Origin of the sequence: Aurantimonas aggregata (assembly GCF_010500835.1) — a bacterium.
In the GTDB taxonomy this organism is placed as follows: domain Bacteria; phylum Pseudomonadota; class Alphaproteobacteria; order Rhizobiales; family Rhizobiaceae; genus Aurantimonas; species Aurantimonas aggregata.
Map to the genome: position 1 here is coordinate 1 of NZ_JAAAMJ010000008.1, position 18,924 is coordinate 18,924.

The 18,924-nt window shown below is 65.7% G+C and carries 21 protein-coding genes, 1 tRNA gene and 1 pseudogene; 12 read left to right on the top strand and 11 right to left on the bottom strand.

What is annotated here, in order from left to right; translation table 11 throughout:
* Positions 1-81: 81 nt before the first annotated feature.
* From GTW51_RS11885 to GTW51_RS11895, 4 genes are all read right to left on the bottom strand, one after another.
* Complete coding sequence (locus tag GTW51_RS11885; RefSeq protein ID WP_203566045.1) at positions 82-276, bottom strand: DUF736 family protein; 195 nt, start codon at positions 274-276, stop codon at positions 82-84.
* A gap of 588 nt (positions 277-864) precedes the next feature.
* Positions 865-1,320, bottom strand: coding sequence for a DUF4175 domain-containing protein (locus tag GTW51_RS11890; RefSeq protein WP_163044153.1), 456 nt, complete (start codon positions 1,318-1,320; stop codon positions 865-867).
* A 140-nt stretch (positions 1,321-1,460) separates the two neighbouring features.
* Positions 1,461-1,625: a hypothetical protein gene (locus GTW51_RS23550; protein WP_203566046.1), complete on the bottom strand. Its 165-nt coding sequence runs from the start codon at positions 1,623-1,625 to the stop codon at positions 1,461-1,463.
* 268 nt (positions 1,626-1,893) lie between these two features.
* Positions 1,894-2,271: a YkvA family protein gene (locus GTW51_RS11895; protein WP_163044154.1), complete on the bottom strand. Its 378-nt coding sequence runs from the start codon at positions 2,269-2,271 to the stop codon at positions 1,894-1,896.
* A gap of 107 nt (positions 2,272-2,378) precedes the next feature.
* On the opposite strand from GTW51_RS11895, the gene GTW51_RS11900 reads away from it, so the two are divergent.
* Positions 2,379-3,433 (top strand): IS630 family transposase gene (locus GTW51_RS11900; protein ID WP_203566047.1). Its coding sequence is split into 2 segments (ribosomal slippage): positions 2,379-2,871 and positions 2,871-3,433, totalling 1,056 coding nucleotides; the frame shifts between segments, so codons are not numbered across the junction.
* Positions 3,434-3,481: 48 nt separating this feature from the next.
* Here GTW51_RS11900 and GTW51_RS11905 read toward each other — a convergent pair.
* Positions 3,482-4,420, bottom strand: a complete 939-nt coding sequence (locus GTW51_RS11905) for a DUF2493 domain-containing protein (RefSeq protein ID WP_163044293.1) — start codon at positions 4,418-4,420, stop codon at positions 3,482-3,484.
* 343 nt (positions 4,421-4,763) lie between these two features.
* The gene (locus GTW51_RS11910; protein ID WP_163044156.1) at positions 4,764-5,648 is read right to left on the bottom strand and encodes a DUF7146 domain-containing protein; all 885 of its coding nucleotides are present in this window, start codon (positions 5,646-5,648) and stop codon (positions 4,764-4,766) included.
* 83 nt (positions 5,649-5,731) lie between these two features.
* Here GTW51_RS11910 and GTW51_RS11915 point away from each other — a divergent pair, with 83 nt between their 5' ends.
* The 4 genes from GTW51_RS11915 to GTW51_RS11930 are packed head-to-tail and all read left to right on the top strand — an operon-like array spanning position 5,732 to position 7,495.
* The gene (locus GTW51_RS11915; RefSeq protein WP_163044157.1) at positions 5,732-6,274 is read left to right on the top strand and encodes a Chromate resistance protein ChrB; all 543 of its coding nucleotides are present in this window, start codon (positions 5,732-5,734) and stop codon (positions 6,272-6,274) included.
* A 4-nt stretch (positions 6,275-6,278) separates the two neighbouring features.
* Positions 6,279-6,485: a DUF1127 domain-containing protein gene (locus tag GTW51_RS11920; protein WP_203566048.1), complete on the top strand. Its 207-nt coding sequence runs from the start codon at positions 6,279-6,281 to the stop codon at positions 6,483-6,485.
* 30 nt (positions 6,486-6,515) lie between these two features.
* The gene (locus tag GTW51_RS11925) at positions 6,516-7,265 is read left to right on the top strand and encodes a COG4280 domain-containing protein (protein ID WP_163044158.1); all 750 of its coding nucleotides are present in this window, start codon (positions 6,516-6,518) and stop codon (positions 7,263-7,265) included.
* Positions 7,262-7,495 (top strand): hypothetical protein, encoded by a 234-nt coding sequence (locus GTW51_RS11930; RefSeq protein WP_163044159.1) that lies wholly within the window; start codon positions 7,262-7,264, stop codon positions 7,493-7,495. Before GTW51_RS11925 ends, GTW51_RS11930 begins: the two co-directional genes overlap by 4 nt.
* 168 nt (positions 7,496-7,663) lie before the next feature.
* Here the strand turns inward: GTW51_RS11930 and GTW51_RS11935 are convergent, their stop codons facing one another.
* The 4 genes and pseudogenes from GTW51_RS11935 to GTW51_RS11950 form a co-directional block, all read right to left on the bottom strand.
* Positions 7,664-8,716, bottom strand: coding sequence for a DUF7146 domain-containing protein (locus tag GTW51_RS11935; protein WP_163044160.1), 1,053 nt, complete (start codon positions 8,714-8,716; stop codon positions 7,664-7,666).
* A gap of 104 nt (positions 8,717-8,820) precedes the next feature.
* Positions 8,821-9,018, bottom strand: a pseudogene (locus GTW51_RS11940) (DNA primase); the annotation flags it as partial.
* A 68-nt stretch (positions 9,019-9,086) separates the two neighbouring features.
* The gene (locus tag GTW51_RS11945; protein ID WP_163044162.1) at positions 9,087-11,219 is read right to left on the bottom strand and encodes a ParB/RepB/Spo0J family partition protein; all 2,133 of its coding nucleotides are present in this window, start codon (positions 11,217-11,219) and stop codon (positions 9,087-9,089) included.
* 150 nt (positions 11,220-11,369) lie between these two features.
* Positions 11,370-12,581: a DUF932 domain-containing protein gene (locus GTW51_RS11950; protein WP_163044163.1), complete on the bottom strand. Its 1,212-nt coding sequence runs from the start codon at positions 12,579-12,581 to the stop codon at positions 11,370-11,372.
* Between the two features lie 518 nt (positions 12,582-13,099).
* On the opposite strand from GTW51_RS11950, the gene GTW51_RS11955 reads away from it, so the two are divergent.
* The 3 genes from GTW51_RS11955 to GTW51_RS11965 are packed head-to-tail and all read left to right on the top strand — an operon-like array spanning position 13,100 to position 15,608.
* On the top strand, positions 13,100-13,405 hold the full coding sequence (locus GTW51_RS11955) for a type II toxin-antitoxin system TacA family antitoxin (RefSeq protein WP_163044164.1): 306 nt from the start codon (positions 13,100-13,102) through the stop codon (positions 13,403-13,405).
* A 23-nt stretch (positions 13,406-13,428) separates the two neighbouring features.
* The gene (locus tag GTW51_RS11960; RefSeq protein ID WP_246233034.1) at positions 13,429-13,929 is read left to right on the top strand and encodes a GNAT family N-acetyltransferase; all 501 of its coding nucleotides are present in this window, start codon (positions 13,429-13,431) and stop codon (positions 13,927-13,929) included.
* Positions 13,926-15,608, top strand: coding sequence for a recombinase family protein (locus tag GTW51_RS11965; RefSeq protein ID WP_163044166.1), 1,683 nt, complete (start codon positions 13,926-13,928; stop codon positions 15,606-15,608). Before GTW51_RS11960 ends, GTW51_RS11965 begins: the two co-directional genes overlap by 4 nt.
* A 334-nt stretch (positions 15,609-15,942) precedes the next feature.
* Here the strand turns inward: GTW51_RS11965 and GTW51_RS11970 are convergent.
* Positions 15,943-16,017 (bottom strand) — tRNA-Gly (locus GTW51_RS11970).
* Between the two features lie 280 nt (positions 16,018-16,297).
* On the opposite strand from GTW51_RS11970, the gene GTW51_RS11975 reads away from it, so the two are divergent.
* From GTW51_RS11975 to GTW51_RS11990, 4 genes are all read left to right on the top strand, one after another.
* Entirely contained in the window at positions 16,298-16,855 is a 558-nt protein-coding gene (locus GTW51_RS11975) for a prolyl-tRNA synthetase associated domain-containing protein (protein WP_425483248.1), read from the top strand.
* Positions 16,852-17,868, top strand: a complete 1,017-nt coding sequence (trxA, locus tag GTW51_RS11980) for a thioredoxin (RefSeq protein ID WP_163044167.1) — start codon at positions 16,852-16,854, stop codon at positions 17,866-17,868. Before GTW51_RS11975 ends, trxA begins: the two co-directional genes overlap by 4 nt.
* Before the next feature lie 115 nt (positions 17,869-17,983).
* Complete coding sequence (locus tag GTW51_RS11985) at positions 17,984-18,667, top strand: LON peptidase substrate-binding domain-containing protein (RefSeq protein WP_163044168.1); 684 nt, start codon at positions 17,984-17,986, stop codon at positions 18,665-18,667.
* A gap of 17 nt (positions 18,668-18,684) precedes the next feature.
* Complete coding sequence (locus GTW51_RS11990; RefSeq protein WP_163044169.1) at positions 18,685-18,894, top strand: Trm112 family protein; 210 nt, start codon at positions 18,685-18,687, stop codon at positions 18,892-18,894.
* Positions 18,895-18,924: the final 30 nt, after the last annotated feature.

Consider the following 18,924-nt stretch of genomic DNA (forward strand, 5'->3'; position numbering starts at 1 on the left):
GCGCTCCGCTCCATGCGGGGCGCCCGAAACCCCCGGCGTTATGCGCAGCAATCCCCGCCAAAACCCACAGAAAGCCAGACCTCACAGCACAGCGCTTCGCATAATCCCACTCTCCGCATAATCGACGCGGCCGACCATGACCCGGTGGGAGGGAGCATTGTCGCCGGAGCGGGTGGCGTCGGGGACGATGCGGACGTTCTTGGCCTGGACCGAGAGGGTGACGATTTCGCCGGTGTAGTCGTTGCCGGACTTCTTGAAGGTGCCGATGGTCGCCATGGTGGTTCTCCGTTGTTCTCTGCCTCGAGCCCGCACCATTGCGGCCTCGATGGCGATCGACAGGCCGGAGGCGATCGACGGCTCACCCGTTCACGGGCCCAGCGCAGCGCCGGACGTTGCCGGGAGACTTTCTTTCTTCGCGAGGAATGACGGCGCAGCCGGCAGGGGAAGAAAGTTGACCGGGGGCGTTGAGCCATAGGCGGTCGAGGCGGAGCCGTCCTTCGGCCAGATCAGCCCATTGAAGAGGCCGTTTGGAGCGGTCGACCAGACAGAGACGGATCAACGGAGAACATGGCGACACTGTCGCAGCCCGAGACACCGGCCATGACCGCCACCGGCGACAATACCTTCTCCAGAACCAGCACAAGTATGAAAGCTAGCGTTCAGCCACGCGCTCAGGCCGCGAACTCCCCACCGTTCATTGTCGACCTCGCATTGAGTCACCCGACCTGATCCAAGCGCCACCGAGGCGGCATGCCGTGACCGGTCCGAACTGCGCGCCGTGCCAATGCTCCGTCCCCCAGACCCTTGAGGGTTGAGGTGCATGATCGGGTCCAGCTTCCGGTTCAGCCTTTGATGTCGGTGCGTTCAGCCCCGCGCAAGGTTCTGGCCGGTCGGACCGGGCGTGGCCATCGTCACCAGTCGCATCAGCGCCGTTGCGCCGATGGCGACCGCGCCAATGATGGAAAAGGCGATCTGCCAGCCTTCCGACGGCATGGTGTGTTTCACGATGCCGTGCGTGGCATGATAACCGGCAATCGTTGCCGGCGCGACGAACGCGAGCGCGATGACGATGCGTGCCCAGAGCGGCCGGACGAAAACCAGCAGGAGTTGGCCGATGCCGAACGTGAGTGAAGCCGCGACAGCGCCGACGACGATCGCGCCGAGCCAGCCAGCGCCGGTGTCATAGGCCCACATGCCCGCCGTGACACCCGCGAAGAACGGCAACGCGAAGAACGGCAACGCGAAGACGGCGAGCGTGAACAACAGCCAGCAGAAGAACCCGATCGCCGCGATACTGAGGAGAATGCCGATGAAGATCATGGTGGTGGTCTCCGTGAGATAAAGGTCTGACGGTCGCGCCATCCACCACCACCGCGGCGCGTTCCGAGTATAGCCGAAGAAGAGCGGCGGTGGGAGTGGAAATCCGGCGAGGATCTCCGCATCACCGCAGGCGTCGCCCGTCAGAGGGCGAACGGATCGACTTCCGCGACGACCTCCGCGTCGCCGTCGAACTCGTTGGCGGGAGTAACCGAATGCGTGCCATCGCCCGCCTTGAAGATGACGATTACGACCATGAGGGTGGTGGCGAGGCTGAAGGCGAAGGCGTGTGCGTCGGTGAGAGACATCTTCCGGCTCCTGTGTGGAGGCGGGGACCATCCCCGCTCGACAGGCGCCCGATGTGTTCGGCACAGGGCCGCAATCACCGCCGAGGCGAAGCCTCAAGGCCGCACGCGCGCGTAGCGGACCCTTTATGGGTTGATGGCGTCAGGCCCTGGGCCGGACCAAGGATAGCGCCAATGAGAGCGGGGTGGTGACGGCCGGTGGAGCCGGAGATCAGTCACAAACAAGCAAGAGTTAAGCAGACGGTGGGCTCAGTTATTCGGTTGGACCAAATTACGGGCGTCTCGGCCAAAACCACCATGCCAGCGTTGCGGAGGCGGCGACCCAGACCACCACGATGAAGACGGCCGCCGTGCGACTGACGGGTCGAGCCACGGCCAGCGACGCGGTCGCTCGGTGTTCGGCCATGACTTCCGCAGGGACCAACCGCACGGCCAGCATGATCGCCAGCGGCAACAAGATGGCGTCGTCAACATAACCCAGGACCGGTATGAAATCAGGGATCAAGTCGATGGGGGAAAGCGCGTAAGCCGCGATCCCGAGCGCGAGGGCCTTCGCGTACCAAGGAGTTCTGGGATCATGCGCCGCGAGCCAGAGCGCGTGAACGTCTCTCTTGATCGCTTTCGCCCAGGTTTTCAGCTGCTTCAGCATAGTCATCGCTTCGCAGCTTATACCAGCAACCATGAAGCCTGACTCACGCGGGCGATTCCCAAGAGGCCACTGATGTGATTCAACATTCCCTTTCGAGGGAGGTTGCGATGGCTGCGGCGGTTGGATTGCGGGATGACTTAACGGCGACGGATTTGCGGCGGCTTGCGCAGTCGCGGCGTGATGCCGGGCAAGTTCGTCGGCTTCTGACGCTGGCGGTGATTTATGACGGTGGCAGCCGGAGCGAAGCCGCCCGCACCGGTGGCGTTGGTTTGCAAACGGTGCGGGACTGGGTGCTGCGGTTCAACCGCGAGGGACCTGATGGCCTGATTGATGGCAAAGCCCCCGGAGGTCGCCCGCGCCTTGACGCGAACCAGCGGGCAGCGCTGGCCGCAGCCGTCGAGAGTGGGCCGATCCCGGCCGCGCACGGCGTTGTGCGCTGGCGACTGGTCGACCTGGTGCAGTGGATCCGTGACGAGTTCGCGGTGTCGATCAGCACCCAGACGTTGAGCCGCGAGTTGCGCGCAATGGGCTACCGCAAGCTCTCGGCGCGCCCGCGCCATCATGCGCAGGACGCCGATGCCATCCCGACGTTTAAAAAAACTTCCCCGCCCAGGTGGCGGCGATCCGGGCGGCGCTCCCCCGCGGCACCATAGAACTGTGGTGGCAGGACGAGGCGCGGGTCGGCCAGAAGAATGGTATCACCCGGCGCTGGGCCAAACGCGGGACAAGGCCGTCAGCGCCCAAGGATCAGCGCACAACCTCGGCCTACATCTATGGCGCCATCTGTCCGGCCGAGGGCAAGGGCGCAGCGCTTGTCCTTCCCCGCTGCAATACCGAAGGGATGACGTTGCATCTCGCCGAGATATCCGCCGCCGTGGCACCCGGCGCCCATGCCGTGCTCATACTCGACCAGGCGGGCTGGCATCTCTCCGCGGGGCTGATCATCCCCGCCAACATCACCCTGCTGCCGCTACCGGCCAAATGCCCCGAGCTTAACCCGGTCGAAAACGTCTGGCAGTTCATGCGAGACAACTGGCTGTCGAACCGCATCTTCAAATCCTACGACGACATCCTGGACCATTGCTGCTTTGCTTGGAGCCGCCTCATGGATCAGCCGTGGCGCATCATGTCCATCGGACTGCGCCAGTGGGCACATGGGTGAGTGTCGGTGGGAGTTGGTATTACTCCATTTTGCGTCCGAAAGCGGCGCTTACGCGCCGCCTCCTTTCCGAAAGTCGAACAGCGGAATGCCGAGCTTCTTCGCCTTGTCGGCGAAATTGTCCTGGATGCCGGTGCCGGGGAAGACGATGACGCCAATCGGCAGAACGTCGAGCATCTGATCGTTGCGCTTAAACGGTGCGGCCTTGGCGTGCTTCGTCCAGTCGGGCTTGAAGGCGACCTGCGGGACCTTGCGATGATCGGCCCACTTGGATGCGATCAGTTCGGCGCCTTTGGGCGAACCGCCGTGCAACAGAACCATGTCGGGATGCTTGGCGTGAACCTTGTCGAGCCGATCCCAGATCAGCTTGTGATCGTTGAAATCGAACCCGCCGGTGAAGGCGACCTTGGGTCCGGCGGGCAGCAGCACTTCCTTGTCGGCCCGGCGCTTGGCGGCGAGGAAGTCGCGGCTGTCGATCAGTGCCGAGGTGAGGTTGCGATGGTTCACCATCGATCCCGAGCGTGGGCGCCAGGGCGAGAGGTTGTGACGGCTGAATTGCTCGGCGGCCTGGTCGCGGAAGAATTCCATGGTGTCGCGGCGTTCGATCAGCGTCTGACCTTCGGCGGTGAGGCGCTCCAGTTCGACCGACTTCACTTCCGACCCATCCTGTTCAAGCTGGCCGCGGCGCTGTTCCCTCTCATTGTCGTCCAGCTCGCGTTCGATCCGGCTGACGGCGCGGTGGAACAGGTTGACGGCTGACCACAGCAGTTCGCCGAGGTCGGGTTCGAGGCGCGTGTCGCTCAGGCTCACGACGAGGGCGTCGAAGATGTCGGCGACCGCATTGGCGACGGTCTGTGCCTCGGGGAGTGGCCTCGGATCGGGTTCGTCCTCGAAAGGACGGTAGCCATAGAGCTGGAGTTCGGCGAGGACGTGATCGGTCGGGGATGAGGTGTGCGGCGGCTCGTAGCCGTCGTCCTGGTCTTCGGTCATCATGATGTGCTTCCCTTCGTCGGCGACCGCGCCCGTCGCGGCCTTCGTGGCGATGAAAGGCGGCGGACGGCCCGGACCTGCACCCGGAGCGAAGCGGGAGGGCCGAAGCGCATGCGTAGGATGGCGAAGCCCGGTTGTTTTGCTTCGCGATGCAAAGGCGGCTCGTCCGCCGGCGGAAAAGAACCGAGCGCAGCCATTGCCGGTCCGGGCCGTTTGCCGCTCCGATCGCCCTCTCAGAAGGCCGTGGGCGCGGCCTCTCCGACGCAGGCAGGAGCACGATCACCGAAGACAAAGACGGCTCCCCGAGCGGGGCTGCCTCTCAACCTCGTTCCGGCCCTGCTGCCTACGCCGTCATGTAGCGAGCGACATCCTCCGGCGCGACCTGCACACGAACCATGGACCGAAGCGCATCTTTGCCGAGCGTGCGGATATCCTCGTTGAAGTCCCCGAGCTGTGGCGACAGCGTGATCGCCTCGATCCCGGCCTCTTGCGCCCGGTCGACCAGAGTCCGCATCGCATTGTCGCCGGCCTGATCGTCGTCGCGGGCGATGTAGAGACGGCGCAGCGTCGTCGGGAACAGGATAGCGGCGAGATGCGCGGCCGAGAGCGCTGCCACCATCGGCATGACGGGCATGATGCCGCGGAGCGACAGGATGGTTTCGATTCCTTCGCCCGCCGCCATCACATCGTGCGCCACACCGAAGCGGACGCCGTGTCCAAGAAGATGACCCATCGCGCGCCTCGGCGTGTCGATCGGCGCCTTGTCCCCACCGTCTGGCGCGAGCCAGGTACGATGCGCGCCGGTGATCCGGCCGTCGAGATCGGTAACGGCGGCGATCATCGCTGGCCAGGTCTCGGTCGGCGAGTAGCGGTCGGGTCGATAGTAGCAGCGGGGGTGGAAACGGAGGCTTCCGGTTTCGTACAGAGCCGTAATGCCGCGTTTGCGCAAATACGCTTCTACGACTGTGCCCGCAATCGGGTGCGATATGGCGAACAGACGGCGGGCGGATTCGGGCGAGCCGACAGGTGCGGACGCCGGTCGTGATCTGGGGTCGGCACCTGGTTCCGGTCTGGGCAGGCTGAGGAACTGCCGCGCCTCATCGGCAACGTCGCGGAAGTCGACCAGGCCGCAGCTGATGGTCTTCCTGAAATCCTTGTGAGTCGGGTGGACTGTTGCCGCGTCCTCCGCCGAGCACTCCTGCTCGGAGCGGTCGACGCGGCGCAGCAATCACCCTCTTGCCGACCAGCAACGCAGAATGTGTGCTGCTCGAGCAATTGACATGTTACTGCCGTAACGTTATTCATGAGTCCATGACCGAGATGGCATGGCTCCTCCTCACCTACAAGGTTCCGCCCGAGCCGGCGGCGAAGCGGATCGCCGTATGGCGGCGGCTCAAGGGGATGGGAGCGGTCTACCTCCAGAGCGGCGTCTGCCTTCTGCCGAAGACCGACGACCATGTTCGCCGGCTGAAGATGCTCGAGAACGACATCGGCGAGGCGAAGGGGGAATGCGTGATCCTCGAGACCGTAGCGCTCGACCGCGGTCAGGAGGAGAAGGTGATCGCCCGGTTCAAGGCCGACCGAGACGAGGCCTACGAGGAGTTCATCGATAAGTGCGACGACTTCGAGCGCGAGGTCGCCAAGGAAGTCACGGCAAGTCACTTCACCTACGCCGAGCTCGAGGAGAACGACGTCGACCTAAAGAAGCTTCAGGGCTGGCTCGGCAAGATCCGCAAGATCGACTTCTACGGCGGCGCCCGTACGGCCGAGGCGGAGGAAAGGCTGAAGGGGTGCGAGGTCGTCTTGGACGACTACGCCCGGCGCGTCTTCGACGCCCACGATGAGAACGGGTGAGAGCATGGGCGTTCAGACAGATACTAGCCTCTCCACGGCCTTCTTTCCGCGCTTTCCGCCCGAGGCGATGCGGCGCGCGCCGTCCCGGGCGCTGCGCTGGTTTGACCGCCAGCGCCAGCGCGCCGCGCTGGCGGAACTTGACGACCGGCTGCTGTCCGATATCGGCGTGAGCCGTGCGGCTGCCGAGGCGGAGGCCCGGCGATGGAACTGACGAGGTCGCAATGCAAGGGGATCGGCACCCATGATTGAATGGTCCACGGCAGCCCCGGCCATTGGCTCTGCCTTTCTCGCCTCGGTGGTTGAGATCGTCGAGGCATTCACCATCATTCTCGCGGTGGCGACACTGCGCGGCTGGCGGCCTGCGGTTGTTGGAACCGCGGCGGCGCTCGCCCTGCTGGCGGCGATCGTGCTGGCACTCGGCCCTCTGCTCGACCGTGTGCCGCTTCATGCCTTGCAACTGGTAATCGGAGTTCTCCTGCTCCTCTTCGGCATCGGCTGGCTACGCAAGGCCGCGCTGCGCATGGCCAGCGTGATCCCGCTTCATGACGAGGAGGCGATCTTCGCCGCCGAAACGGCGCATCTCGACGAGGAGACCCGACGCCGCGAGACATCGCTCGATTGGATCGCCGGCATCACCGCCTTCAAGGCGGTTCTGCTCGAGGGGCTGGAAGTCGTGTTCATCGTCATCGCAGTCGGCGCCGGGCGCGGGCTTCTGTGGCCCGCGAGCCTCGGCGCGCTCGCGGGCTGCGCGCTCGTCCTTCTGGTCGGCGCGATCATGCACCGGCCGCTGTCCCGCGTACCGGAGAACACCCTCAAGTTCGGGGTCGGAGTGATGCTGTCAGCCTTCGGAGTGTTCTGGACCGGCGAGGGTCTGGGAGTCGAGTGGCCGGGCGCCGATCTTGCTCTCTTCGTCTTCGCGGTGCTCTTCCTTGCGACCGGACTTCTTGCCGCAGGTATGGCCCGCGCCTCGGTCAGGGGGGGCGCGCATTGACGATTCTCAGGGACGTCCTCGCGGAACTCTTCGGCATGTTCGTAGGCGATGCGCGGCTGACGGCTGCTGTGCTTTTGGTCGTGGCCATCGCCGCTGCGCTGATCGATCTCGGCGATGTCCCGCCTCTGATCGGCGGCGGCGTGCTGCTTGTCGGATGTCTCGTCGTGCTCATCGGCGCCGTGATGCGCGCCGCGCGTCGGCAGGGGGCGGCGGCAACCCGGACGACCTGATGAAAGAAATCGCGACGCTACTCGCCCTGGCTGGCGCCGGACCTTCTCGGTGCCCTCGTGTGCCTGATCGATTACCACCCTTGCCCAAGGAAAGTTTCCACCGCCAAGCCGAGGCAGCTATGATGGCCCATCGCCGGATCGGACAGGACGGCGCAGACCCGCCCTCAGTCACTCCGTCCTGGCCGTACGCAGGCGGATGAAGCAAACGCAATCCTGCGGTGCGAGTTGGATGCGCAGTGCCGCTCGCAGCGCGCGGAGGCCGAATGCACGCAGGTCGTCGTTGAAGTCGCCCGTCCGCGGAGACAGGGCAAGCGCCTCAATGCCCGCTGCTTCGGCGCGTTCGGTCAATGCCGCGAACGCCGTGTCGCCCGCGGCGTCGGCGTCGCGGGCGATGTAGAGCCGACGCAGCGCCGGCGGGAGCAGAAGGGCGGCAAGGTGGTTGGCCGAGAGCGCGGCAGCCATCGGCATGGCAGGCAGCGCACAGCGCAGAGACAGCATCGTCTCGATGCCTTCGCCGACAGCGAGTACGTCGTCGACCGCACCAAAGCGGACGCCATGGCCGAGGAGACCGCCCATGGCCCGGCGCGGTGTGTCGACCGGCGCCTTGCCGGAGCCATCACGGGCAAGCCAGGTCCGATGCGACCCGGTGATGCGACCGTCGAGATCGGTGACGGCTGCGACCATCGCCGGCCAGGTCTCGGTCGGCGAATGCTCGTCCGGCCGATAGTAGCAGCGCGGATGGAACCGCAGCGCTCCCGCATCATGGATAGCCTTGATGCCGCGGTTGCGCAGGTAGGTCTCGACGAGCGTCCGGCGGATCGGCTGCGACATGGCGAAGAGCCGTCGCGCCGCTTCCGGCGATCCGGCGGGGACGGGTGTGCGAACGAGCTTTGGGGTTCGGCGCGGTTCCGCGCGCGGCAGGCTCAGAAAGCGCCGCGCCTCGTCGACGACGTCCTTGAAGTCGACGAGCCCGCAGCTCTCGCGGATCACGTCGAGCAGATCGCCATATTCGGCTGAGGCGGCATCGGTCCAATGCCCGGCCGCACCAGGACCGGATTCCGGTCCGCTGAGCCGGACGAACATTGACCGGCCGGGCGTGTTGCGAACGTCGCCCACAGTCCAGTAGCGACCCTGGCGTCGACCATTGGACAGGTAGTGCCGGCATACCGCCTCGGCACGGCAAGCCAGGCGGCGAGCCAGTTCAGAAGCGTCGCGGGGCATCACGAGACCTCCCGCGCGCTGACATTATGTTGCGTAGAAGCCGTCGATCGTCTGCAGAACAGCGCCCAATCGCGGGAGCGCAACATAACCCTCGGCGCAACATATTCGGTCCATTTGCCCGCAGCGCCCTTGCCCGAGTCGCTGCCTTTCAGTCGTACGAACATCGAGCGACCGAGCGTGTTGTTGACGTCGCCGACCAGCCAGTAGCGGCCCTCACGGCGACCGTTGGAGAGATAGTGACGGCACACCGCCTCGGCGTCGCGCGCGAGACGATGCGCCAGGTGTGAAGCGTTGTCCGGCATCGCGTGCTCCGAAACGAAAAAGGCCCGCCGTTGCCGGCGGGCCCAGGGGGACGGTTGCGTTGCTCCTCCTATTCGGCCGCGGTCGCGTGGGGTTCGAGCGCGACCGACTTATCCTCGGTCACTTCCTCGTCTTCCACCACGGCCGTTTCGCCGCCGTCCGCCGCCGTTTCTTCGCCGGCCGCATCGGCGCCCGGCTCGGCGGGATCGACGGTGTCGGACTCAACGGCCTTCGGCGCGGTACGGCCAGGCGTGCGCAGCGGCTCCGGAAGCCATCCGCACCCGGCCAACAGCGTCTCCGCCTGTTCCGCCATCTCGACCTTCTTCAGGTGCTCGATGCGGTCGCCCGCACGCGCACCCTTCGCATCCCGCACCGCTGCGAGGATGCGGGCCTTGGTCACGCGGCCGAGATAGTTGCCGATCGTCGGCGTCCAACCGGCGGCGACGATGTCGAGATCGACGGCCTGGGCCAAGCGGTCGGCATGGGCCAGGGCGCGAGGCTTGCGGTTGTGAGCCTCATAGATGGCGTTGACCGACAACGATACGCAGTGCGCGAACAGCGCCTGGCGGCTGTCGGTGTCGAACGACATCAGCCCGTCCCAGAGATAGGCCGGCTCCTTGGGCAGGGAGGAGAGCCAAGCCTGATGCCGGGCGTCGAAAGCGACGGCAAGCGCGCTGTCCGCGAGGCCCGGCGCCTGAGCGCCAAATCCCGCACTCTTCACGTCGAGTTCCAGACAGGTGTCCTGCGCGTAGCGGTAGAACACCTGGAGGCACAGGGCGTGAAGCGCGGCGACGAAGGCGATGTCGGGATTCTCGCCCAAGGCGTGGCGAAGGGCCAGAGTACGGTGGGCGGTCAGCTCGGTCATCAGCCGGTCGGGGATCGGCTTGATACCATCGTCTTCCTCGGGCTCGTCTGCGGGAGGCTCCCCGCCTGCCGCCGCGCTCGCTTCGTCATCCTTGGCTTGCGTCGCGATCGCAGCCTCGTCGGTCGGATCGGTCTCGCCGTCGGCCTCGGGGGCGATCGGAAGTTCGTCCTCGGGGCGGACATAGCCGCGCTCGATGCGGAGCGTGCCCGAGCCGTCGATGCTGATGAAGGCGCCAGCGCGCGCGACCTCTTCGGGATCGAAGACCTGTGGGCGATCATCGAAAGCGGAAAGCGCTGTCTCGATCTCGCCGAGCCGCTGATCGACCTCGTCGGGCAGCTCGCCGGCTTCGGCGTAGGTCTCCTCCAGAGCGTCCATCTCGGCCTGCAGCGCATCACGGGTCGCCTGCTCTTCGTCGGTGAGCGGAAGCTGCTCGCCGCGCAGTTGCCGCAGGCCATAGGTGTGGCCGTAAGCAAAGTCGGGCGCGACTTCGATCCACTTCCAACCCTCGGCACGGATTGCTTCATACCGCGCGCGGAGCTTCTCGGCCACCAGCATGTCGAGGAGGCCGACATCCTGCAGCCAGCCGCCGTCATCGCCCTGGAACAGATCGCGCAGGATCACGCCGCCAGCCTCGGTGTAGGCGTCGAGGCCGATGAACTGCGCGCGCTTGTCGGAGGCCCGCACCGCGCCCTCGGTCAGCATCCGGCGAATGACGTGCGGCTCCTTGGAGTGGGACTGGCTCAGGCGCTCGAACACCTGCTCCTGCCGCTCGTGGTCGCCGTTGACGGTGAACGCCATGAGCTGGTCGAGGGTCATGCCGTCGTCGGCATAGATGTCGAGGAGCTTGGGGGAGACCGACGCGAGGCGCAGGCGCTGTTTGACCACCGACACGGCGACGAAGAAGGCCGCGGCGATCTCCTCCTCGGATTGCCCCTTCTCGCGCAGCGTGAGGAAGGCCCGGAACTGGTCGAGCGGATGCAGCGGCGCGCGCTGGACATTCTCGGCGAGACTGTCCTCCTCCGGAATGCCGTCCTCGCGCACGACGCAGGGCACCGGCGCGGTCTTGGCCAAACGCTTCTGCTTGACCAAACGTTCGAGCGCACGGAAGCGGCGGCCGCCAGCCGGAATCTCGAACATGCCGGTCTCGACGCCGTCGGCGTCGCGGACCGGGCGCACGGTGATGCTTTGTAGGAGTGTGCGCCGGGCGATGTCCTCGGCCAGTTCCTCGATCGACACGCCGGCCTTGATCCGGCGGACATTGGACTGGCTCAGCACCAGCTTGTTGAAGGGGATGTCCCGCGATGAGGACAGGGTGATCTTCTTAACAGAAGTAGTCATCGGGATGTACTCCGCGACGGGCGGCCGAAAGACTCTCTCTCGGCCTCCAACCCGTCACGAAGCGAGCGCAGCCCTCTTCCTCTAGGAGGCGGGGGCTGCGCAGAAGCGGAAAGGCGCGGAGCCGCAAAGTCGGCTCCACGCCTCCCGATATTACCGGACGCTGGACAGAAGCTTCGCGGCCTTGCTCTCCAGCTCCAGCCGCGAATCCTGATGCGGCTTGGTGCGGGCAAGCGCCGTGATCCCCTGGACGAAGTCGAAGATCGATTCCGGCGGGCGCCCTTCTTCCTCCAGTACGGTGGCGATGATCTTCTCGGTCTCGGGGCGCGAGAAGCCGCGCTTGCGCAAGAAGCTCTCGCGATCGTCATCCTTGCGGGCGACTATCTGTTCGCGAGCGGCCCTGATCCCGGCCAGAAACGGCGCGGGCGACGACGTGGCGAAGCGTTCCAGCGCGGGCGCCGCCTGATGCGCGAAGCGGTGGCTGGCGAACTTGCTGTGGCGGATCGAGATCTCCTCGAAGCCCTCGGCGCCCCAGATGTTGCGGTTCATGCAAACCGCGCGGAGGTAGAAGGACGCCATGCCGAGGGTCTTCGACCCCACCTCGCTGTTCCAGCAATAGAAGCCCCGAAAGTAGAGGTCGGGATCGCCGTTGGGGAGGCGGCCGGCCTCGATCGGATGGGCGTCGTCGACCAGGAAAAGGAAGACGTCGCGATCGGACGCATAGAGCGTGGTGGTATCGTTGGTCACTTCGACGAACGGGTTGTGCGTCATGGTCGACCAGTCGAGCAGGCCCGGCACCTTCCATCGGGTGTCGCCCGTCCCCTCGCCGGCGATCTTCATGACCGCGGCGACCAGCTCGTGGTCCCAGATGCGGCCATAGTCCGGGCCGGTGACGGCGCGCAGTTCGATCCGTCCGTCATCCGCCTCCAACGTCTTCACCAGTTCGGCACGGTGCGAGAGCAGTCCATGCTGCATGTTGATTCCGGCAAGCGGCGCGGGGAGCTGCCGCATGTAGCCGGCCGGCGCGCCGACCAGGCTGCACATCTGGCCGAACGACCAGTGCGTCGGAGCAACGGACTCGTCGCGGCCCGGGACGATAAGCGCCAGGCGTTCGGCGTTGTCGCGACTTGCTTCGACGCGGATGGCGCGGGATTCGACGGTGCGGGCGGTGGCTTGATCAGCGCGTGCGCGAACGGCGGCGTAGAGATCGCTAAGCGACAGGTAGCGCTCGTCGTCGGGCCGCGAGAACCATTCGGACGACACCCGTCCGATTCGCTCGCCTCGCGAAATGTCGACTTTATATCCGGCAGAAGCTGTCGATGGGCCGAAGGCGTCTCGCTCGGCGATGGTGGTTATCTGGGTCATGGCTGAATCTCCATGACGGGCCGGCCGGGAGCCTCTCTCTCGACCCTCAACCCGTCACGGCGACAGCCGCAGCCCTCTTCCTCTAGGTGGTCGCCGGATACCCAGACCGCCGATTACCTGTCTCTCTTCGCCACAGCACGATGACGTGCGGTTTTGGTTGCACGACGCACCATCGCGCGGCTCCTTTGCGGCATGACTCAGAAGCGGCGACGTGCGCGCCGGGTCCGGCCTGTCTGGTCTGGCGCTCCTGAAGACCTTTTCGATTATGCGCAGCCGACCGCACCCCGCGCGGGCAGGTCGCGCGTGTGTTCGGAGGAGGCGATCACGGTGACAGACGACTGGCCCGAGGTGGTGCCGATCACCGAGACCGAGTTGCGAGTGATGGAAGGCCACCTCGCCGAGGTGCTTGACGCGATCTTCGGGCCGCGCGCCTAAAGCACGAATGGAAAGGGCTTGAATTGTTAGTCGATATGACGTACATTGTTGGGGAAATATAGCCCATGCGAGGAGCGCCCCCAATGCCGGGCAAGCAGACTAAGATCGAACGGGAGACGCCGAATCGCGTCGAACGTCTTGGATTCCGTCTCGACGAAGAGACGAAGGACCTTATCGAGAGGGCCGCGCATCTGTCACGGCGCAAGGTCAGCGACTTCTGCGTGACCGCGCTGACCGATACCGCGCGCCGGACAATCGCGGAGCATGAGGCGCTGGTGCTGTCCGACCGTGACCGCACCGCGTTCTTCGACGCGCTGGTCAATCCGCCTGAGCCGAGCGAACGGCTGGTCCGTGCTCTGGCCGAGCACAAGCGCCGGGTCGCTTCCTGAGCATGGCGACGCCTCGGCCAGATTTGAAGATCGAGGCGCTCGCGTCGCATCACGACCGCGACGGCTTTTCCTGCGGCGTCGACAGCCTCGACCGTTATCTCCGGACGCAGGCGAGCCAGGATGTTCGCCGTAAGGCGAACGGTGTCTTCATTCTGCTCGAGCCGGACAAGCCGGATGTCGTGCTGGGCTATTATACGCTATGCGCGACCGGCCTGGCGCAAGGCGACGTGCCGGCCGTCGCCCGCAAGCACGTCCCGCGCTATCCGCTGGTCAGCGCCACGCTGGTCGGACGGCTGGCGGTCTCCGAAGCGCGGCAGGGCGAACGCTTGGGCGCGGTGCTTCTCGCCGACGCCGTGCGGCGCGCATATGCGAGCGCGGCCACGGTCGGCTCCTCGATGCTGGTGGTCGACGCGATCAATGAGCGCGCCGCCGCTTTTTACGAAGGAAACGGCTTCGTGCGCCTACCGGACTCGCTCCGATTGTTGCTGCCGATGCACGCGATCCAGCGATTGGTGGAACCATGACCGACGTAGCACCTGCATCGCCTGACGTGACGGCTGCGCCTGCGATTGTGAAGGCGGCGCTCTATTTGCGGGTCTCGACTGGCCGACAGGCGGAGAGTGATCTTTCGATCCCCGATCAGCGCCGCCAGATCACGGCCTATTGCGTCGCCAAGGGCTGGGACATCGCGGTTGAATTCGTCGAGCCGGGCAACACCGCCACCGACGACCGCCGGCCGGCATTCCAAGCGATGATCGACGCGGCGCTGGTGAAGCCGCCGACCTTCACCGTCATCATCGTCCACTCATTCTCGCGCTTCTTCCGCGATCAATTCCAGTTCGAATTCTATGTCCGCAAGCTCGCCAAGAACGGCGTTCGGCTGATCTCCATCACGCAGGACCTCGGCGACGATCCGATGAGCGTGATGATGCGTCAGATCATGACGTTGTTCGACGAATATCAGTCGAAGGAAAACGCCAAGCATACGCTGCGCGCCATGAAGGAGAACGCACGCCAGGGCTATTGGAATGGCGCGTTGCCGCCGATCGGCTACCGCATTGTCGCCGCCGAGCAGCGTGGCGCGAAGATCAAAAAGAAAATTGAGATCGATCCCATCCACGCCGACACGGTGCGCCTGATCTACAGGCTGGCGCTCAATGGTGACGGCGACAGAGGCCCGTTGGGGATCAAGTCGATCACTACCTATCTCAACGACCGCGACATCCGCACTCGCGACGGCGGCCGCTGGGGCATCGCCTCGGTGCATCAGATCCTCACACGCACGACCTATATCGGCCAGCACCGATTCAATACGCGCGACCACAAGACGCGCACGGCCAAGCCCGAAGCCGAGCACGCGGTTATGGACGTTCCACCGATCATCACCGAAGCGGAGTTCGAGGCCGTCCGGGCGGCGCTGAAGGCGCGCAGCCCTCAATGGATGCCGCCACGCGCGGTGAGCGGTCCGACCCTGCTGACTGGAATTTGCTTCTGCGCATCCTGCGGCGGTGCGATGACGCTGCGAACCGGCAAGGGCAGCGCAGGCGGCATGTATCGCTACTATACCTGCTCGACGAAGGCGCGGCAGGGCGAGCGGGGTTGTCGCGGCCTGACGGTGCCGATGGACAAGCTCGACCGCGCCGTCGTCGATCACCTGGAATGGCGGCTGCTCGATCCGGTGCGTTTGACGACGATGATGGATCAATTGCTTGAGCGACGTGAGGAATGGAATGAACGCCGTCGCGGGCACATCGCGGAACTGCGAAAGCGCGCCAGCGAAGCGGAAGCGAAGTTGAAGCGCCTTTACGAAGCGATCGAGAACGGCGTGGTCGACATGGCCGACTCGTCGCTGAAAGGTCGCATCGCAGAACTCACCGCGGTACGCGCCCAGGCGCAGGCTGATGCGGAACGCGCAACTTCCGCGGTGGAGCGCCTCGGGCCCGCGATCACGTCGGACAGTTTGCGGCGGTTCGTGCTCGCGGCTCGACGCAAGCTGCGGAACGAAGATGGAACCTATCGGCGGGACCATTTGCGTGCGCTCGCGCAACGCGTCGAGGTCGTCGACCCGACTGAGATTCGCATCTTGGGCTCGAAAACCGAACTGCTACGGACACTTGCCGCCGCTGCAAGCGTAGAATCGGCGGCTGCTGGCGTTCGCAGTTTTATACCGAAGTGGCGCACCCGACACGATTCGAACCTGTGACCTTCGGCTTCGGAGCGCAGCGGTTTAAGAGAAGGTAGTGGATGGCCAGGGACGAACCGGCACTCCTTTCGGAACTGGATTTGGACGCGTCGTATGTCCACCACTGTCACCGCATCTCGTTTTGGAAGGCGACTGGCGATTTCGGACGCATACGCTATAGCGTTGCCATACCCTGTCGATAAGCCCCGCACACCTTGTCGCAAGCACGCTACGGTCTCCCGCGGCCCTCCCTCAGACGCTTACAAGGAGGTTACATCGCTGCTGGCGAGTAGCTCTGTAAGCAAAAACGGCCCCTAAAGGCTAGTTTGAAGTGTTTGATTTTCATAAGGAAATTTGGAGCGGGCGAAGGGATTCGAACCCTCGACCCCAACCTTGGCAAGGTTGTGCTCTACCCCTGAGCTACGCCCGCCCGCTCCGCGCAGCACCGAGGCGCTGCGACGGGCGGTGTATGGCCGAAAGCCGGGGTGATTGCAACAGCGAAATGACACGGTCGGTCGGATCGCCTCCGGTCCCGGCGAAGGGTCGGCGCGCAAGGCGGCTTTCGTGGGCCGGATGGCGCCAAGAAGAATGCCGCGGCGGCGCAATGGTTCGCGTCGAGGCTGCGCATCACCGAGGCGACGGCGCCATCCCCGCAGAGTCGGGCGGCAGCAGATGCCCCCTTCGCATCGGCGGCATGTTTCGCTAGAGGCATGGCCAACGCGCCCGAAGCGAGCGAGGCCATGGTCGAGACGCCGGAACAGATGATCGCCTTTCTCGAGGGTCTCGGCATCGCCAGCCGGACGACCGCGCATCCGCCGCTGTTCACCGTCGAGGAAAGCCGGAGCCTGCGCGGGACGATCCCCGGCGGGCATACCAAGAACCTGTTCCTGAAGGACAAGAAGGGCCGGCTGTTCCTGGTGGTGGCGGAGGAGGATCGGGCGGTGGACCTGAAATCCCTGCACCGGCGAATCGGCGCCAGCGGGCGCCTGTCCTTTGCCGGGGCGAGCGAGATGCAGGCCCTGCTGGGCGTGACGCCGGGCTCGGTGACGGCCTTCGGCGTCGTCAACGACAGCGAGGGCCGGGTGCAGCTCGTGCTTGATGAAGGCCTGCTCCTGCACGATATGGTGAACTGCCATCCGCTGACCAACGCGGCGACGACAACCATTGCCACCAGCGACCTGATGGCGTTTTTCCGGGCCACCGCGCACGAGCCGCTCATCATCGGGCTGGACGGCGGGGTCGATGACGGCGAGGAACGGCGAGAATGAGCGACAATCCCTACGGCAATTCCTTCGGCGGCGGCTACGGCGCCCAGACCAGCCGGCCGGCCGCGCCGGCTTCGACAGCGCCCTCCGCCGGCCTGCAAGGCTTCGGCGCGGCGCCGGGCACCGCGCCGGCCGGTGCGCCTGTGGGCGATCTGGTCAAGGACACGACCACGGCGAAATTTGCCGCCGACGTCGTCCAGGAATCACGCAACCAGCCGGTGCTGGTGGATTTCTGGGCGCCCTGGTGCGGCCCCTGCAAGCAGCTGACGCCGATCCTCGAGCGGGCCGTCCAGGCGGCCGGCGGCCGGGTCAAGCTGGTCAAGATGAACATCGACGAGCACCCGGCGATTGCCGGCCAGCTCGGCGTCCAGTCGATCCCGGCGGTGTTCGCGTTCGTCGACGGCCAGCCGGTGGACGGCTTCATGGGCGCTTTGCCGGAGAGCGAGGTGACGGCGTTCATCGACCGCCTGACCAAGGGCACCGGCGGCGATCCGCTGGCGGACGCCCTGGCCCAGGCGAACGAACTCCTGGCGGCCGGCGATGCGGCGAACGCCGCGCAGCTCTTCGCGGTGATCCTGCAGCACGAGCCGGGCCATGTCGGCGCGACGGCTGGCCTGGCGGAATGCTACCTTGCCATGGGCGAGCACGCCCAAGCGCGGGCGATCGTCGACCAGGTGCCGGCCGATGCGCCCGACGACGTGGCGCTGGCGGCCGTGCGCACCAAGCTGAAGCTTGCCGAGGAGATCGCCGAGCTCGGCGACCCGGTGCAGCTTCAGGCGCGTATCGAAGGCGATGCCGACGACCACCAGGCGCGCTTCGACCTCGCACTGATCGCCCAGGCACAGGGCGACCGGCAGACCGCCGCCGGTCACCTTCTCGAGATCATCCGCCGCGACCGGACGTTCATGGACGACGGCGCGCGGCGCAAGCTGCTGGAGTTCTTCGAGGCGTGGGGTCCGGCGGATACTGCCACCAAGGAAGCCCGCCGCAAGCTGTCGACGCTGCTCTTCGCCTGAGCGATCCGCTGCCTCGTCGCTTCCCTTGCGGGCGGCGAGGCAGCGCCCTGTCGCCGCATCCCCTTGAGATCGCCCGCCAAGGCTCCACATGCCGGATCGGTAACGGAGAACGCCTTTGGTCCAGGCCGGCAATTACAATTACACCGACGAATCAGACCTGCCCAACGTGGTGCCGGTCTTCCCGCTCGGGGGCGCACTGCTGCTGCCCGGCGGGCAACTGCCGCTGAACATCTTCGAGCCGCGCTATCTGCAGATGCTTGACGACGCCATGGCCGGGCGGCGGATCATCGCGATGATCCAGCCCAGCCTCGACGGTGCCAAGCGCGAAGACGGCGAGCCGGCGCTCTGCCAGGTCGGCTGTCTCGGCCGTATCACCTCGCTCAGCGAGACCGGCGACGGACGCTGCATCGTCAATTTGCATGGCATCGCGCGCTTCCGGGTGGTCGAGGAGCTGGCATCGCGCACACCCTACCGGATGTGCCGGATTGCCGCCTTCGTCGGCGACCTCAACCTTGGCGAGGGTGCAGAGGAGGTCAATCGCGACGCGCTGCTCAAGGCGTTCCGGCAGTATCTCGACGCCAACCAGCTGGAAGCCGACTGGGAGAGCGTCACCCGCGCCTCCAACGAGACGCTGGTCAATGCGCTGTGCATGATGTCGCCGTATGGCGCGGCGGAAAAGCAGGCGCTGCTCGAGGCGCCTGACCTGAAGACCCGCGCCGACACGCTGATCGCCATCACCGAGATCTCGCTGGCGCGCGACGGCGAGGAGGGCGACGGCACGTCGCATACGTTGCAGTGAGCGAGCAGGAGCCGTCCATGAACGAAGCGACGACCCCGGACCGTCCCGAGACGCTGCTGCGGCCCGACCCGAAGCTCCTGGAGCTTCTGGTCTGTCCCCTGACCAAGACGCCGCTAGTCTATGATCGCGAGGCCAACGAACTCGTCTCGCGGGCCGCCAAGCTGGCTTTTCCGATCCGCCACGGCATCCCGATCATGCTGGTCTCCGAGGCCCGCGAACTCGGCTGAGCCTGACCGTCAGGCCGCTCGTTCATGATG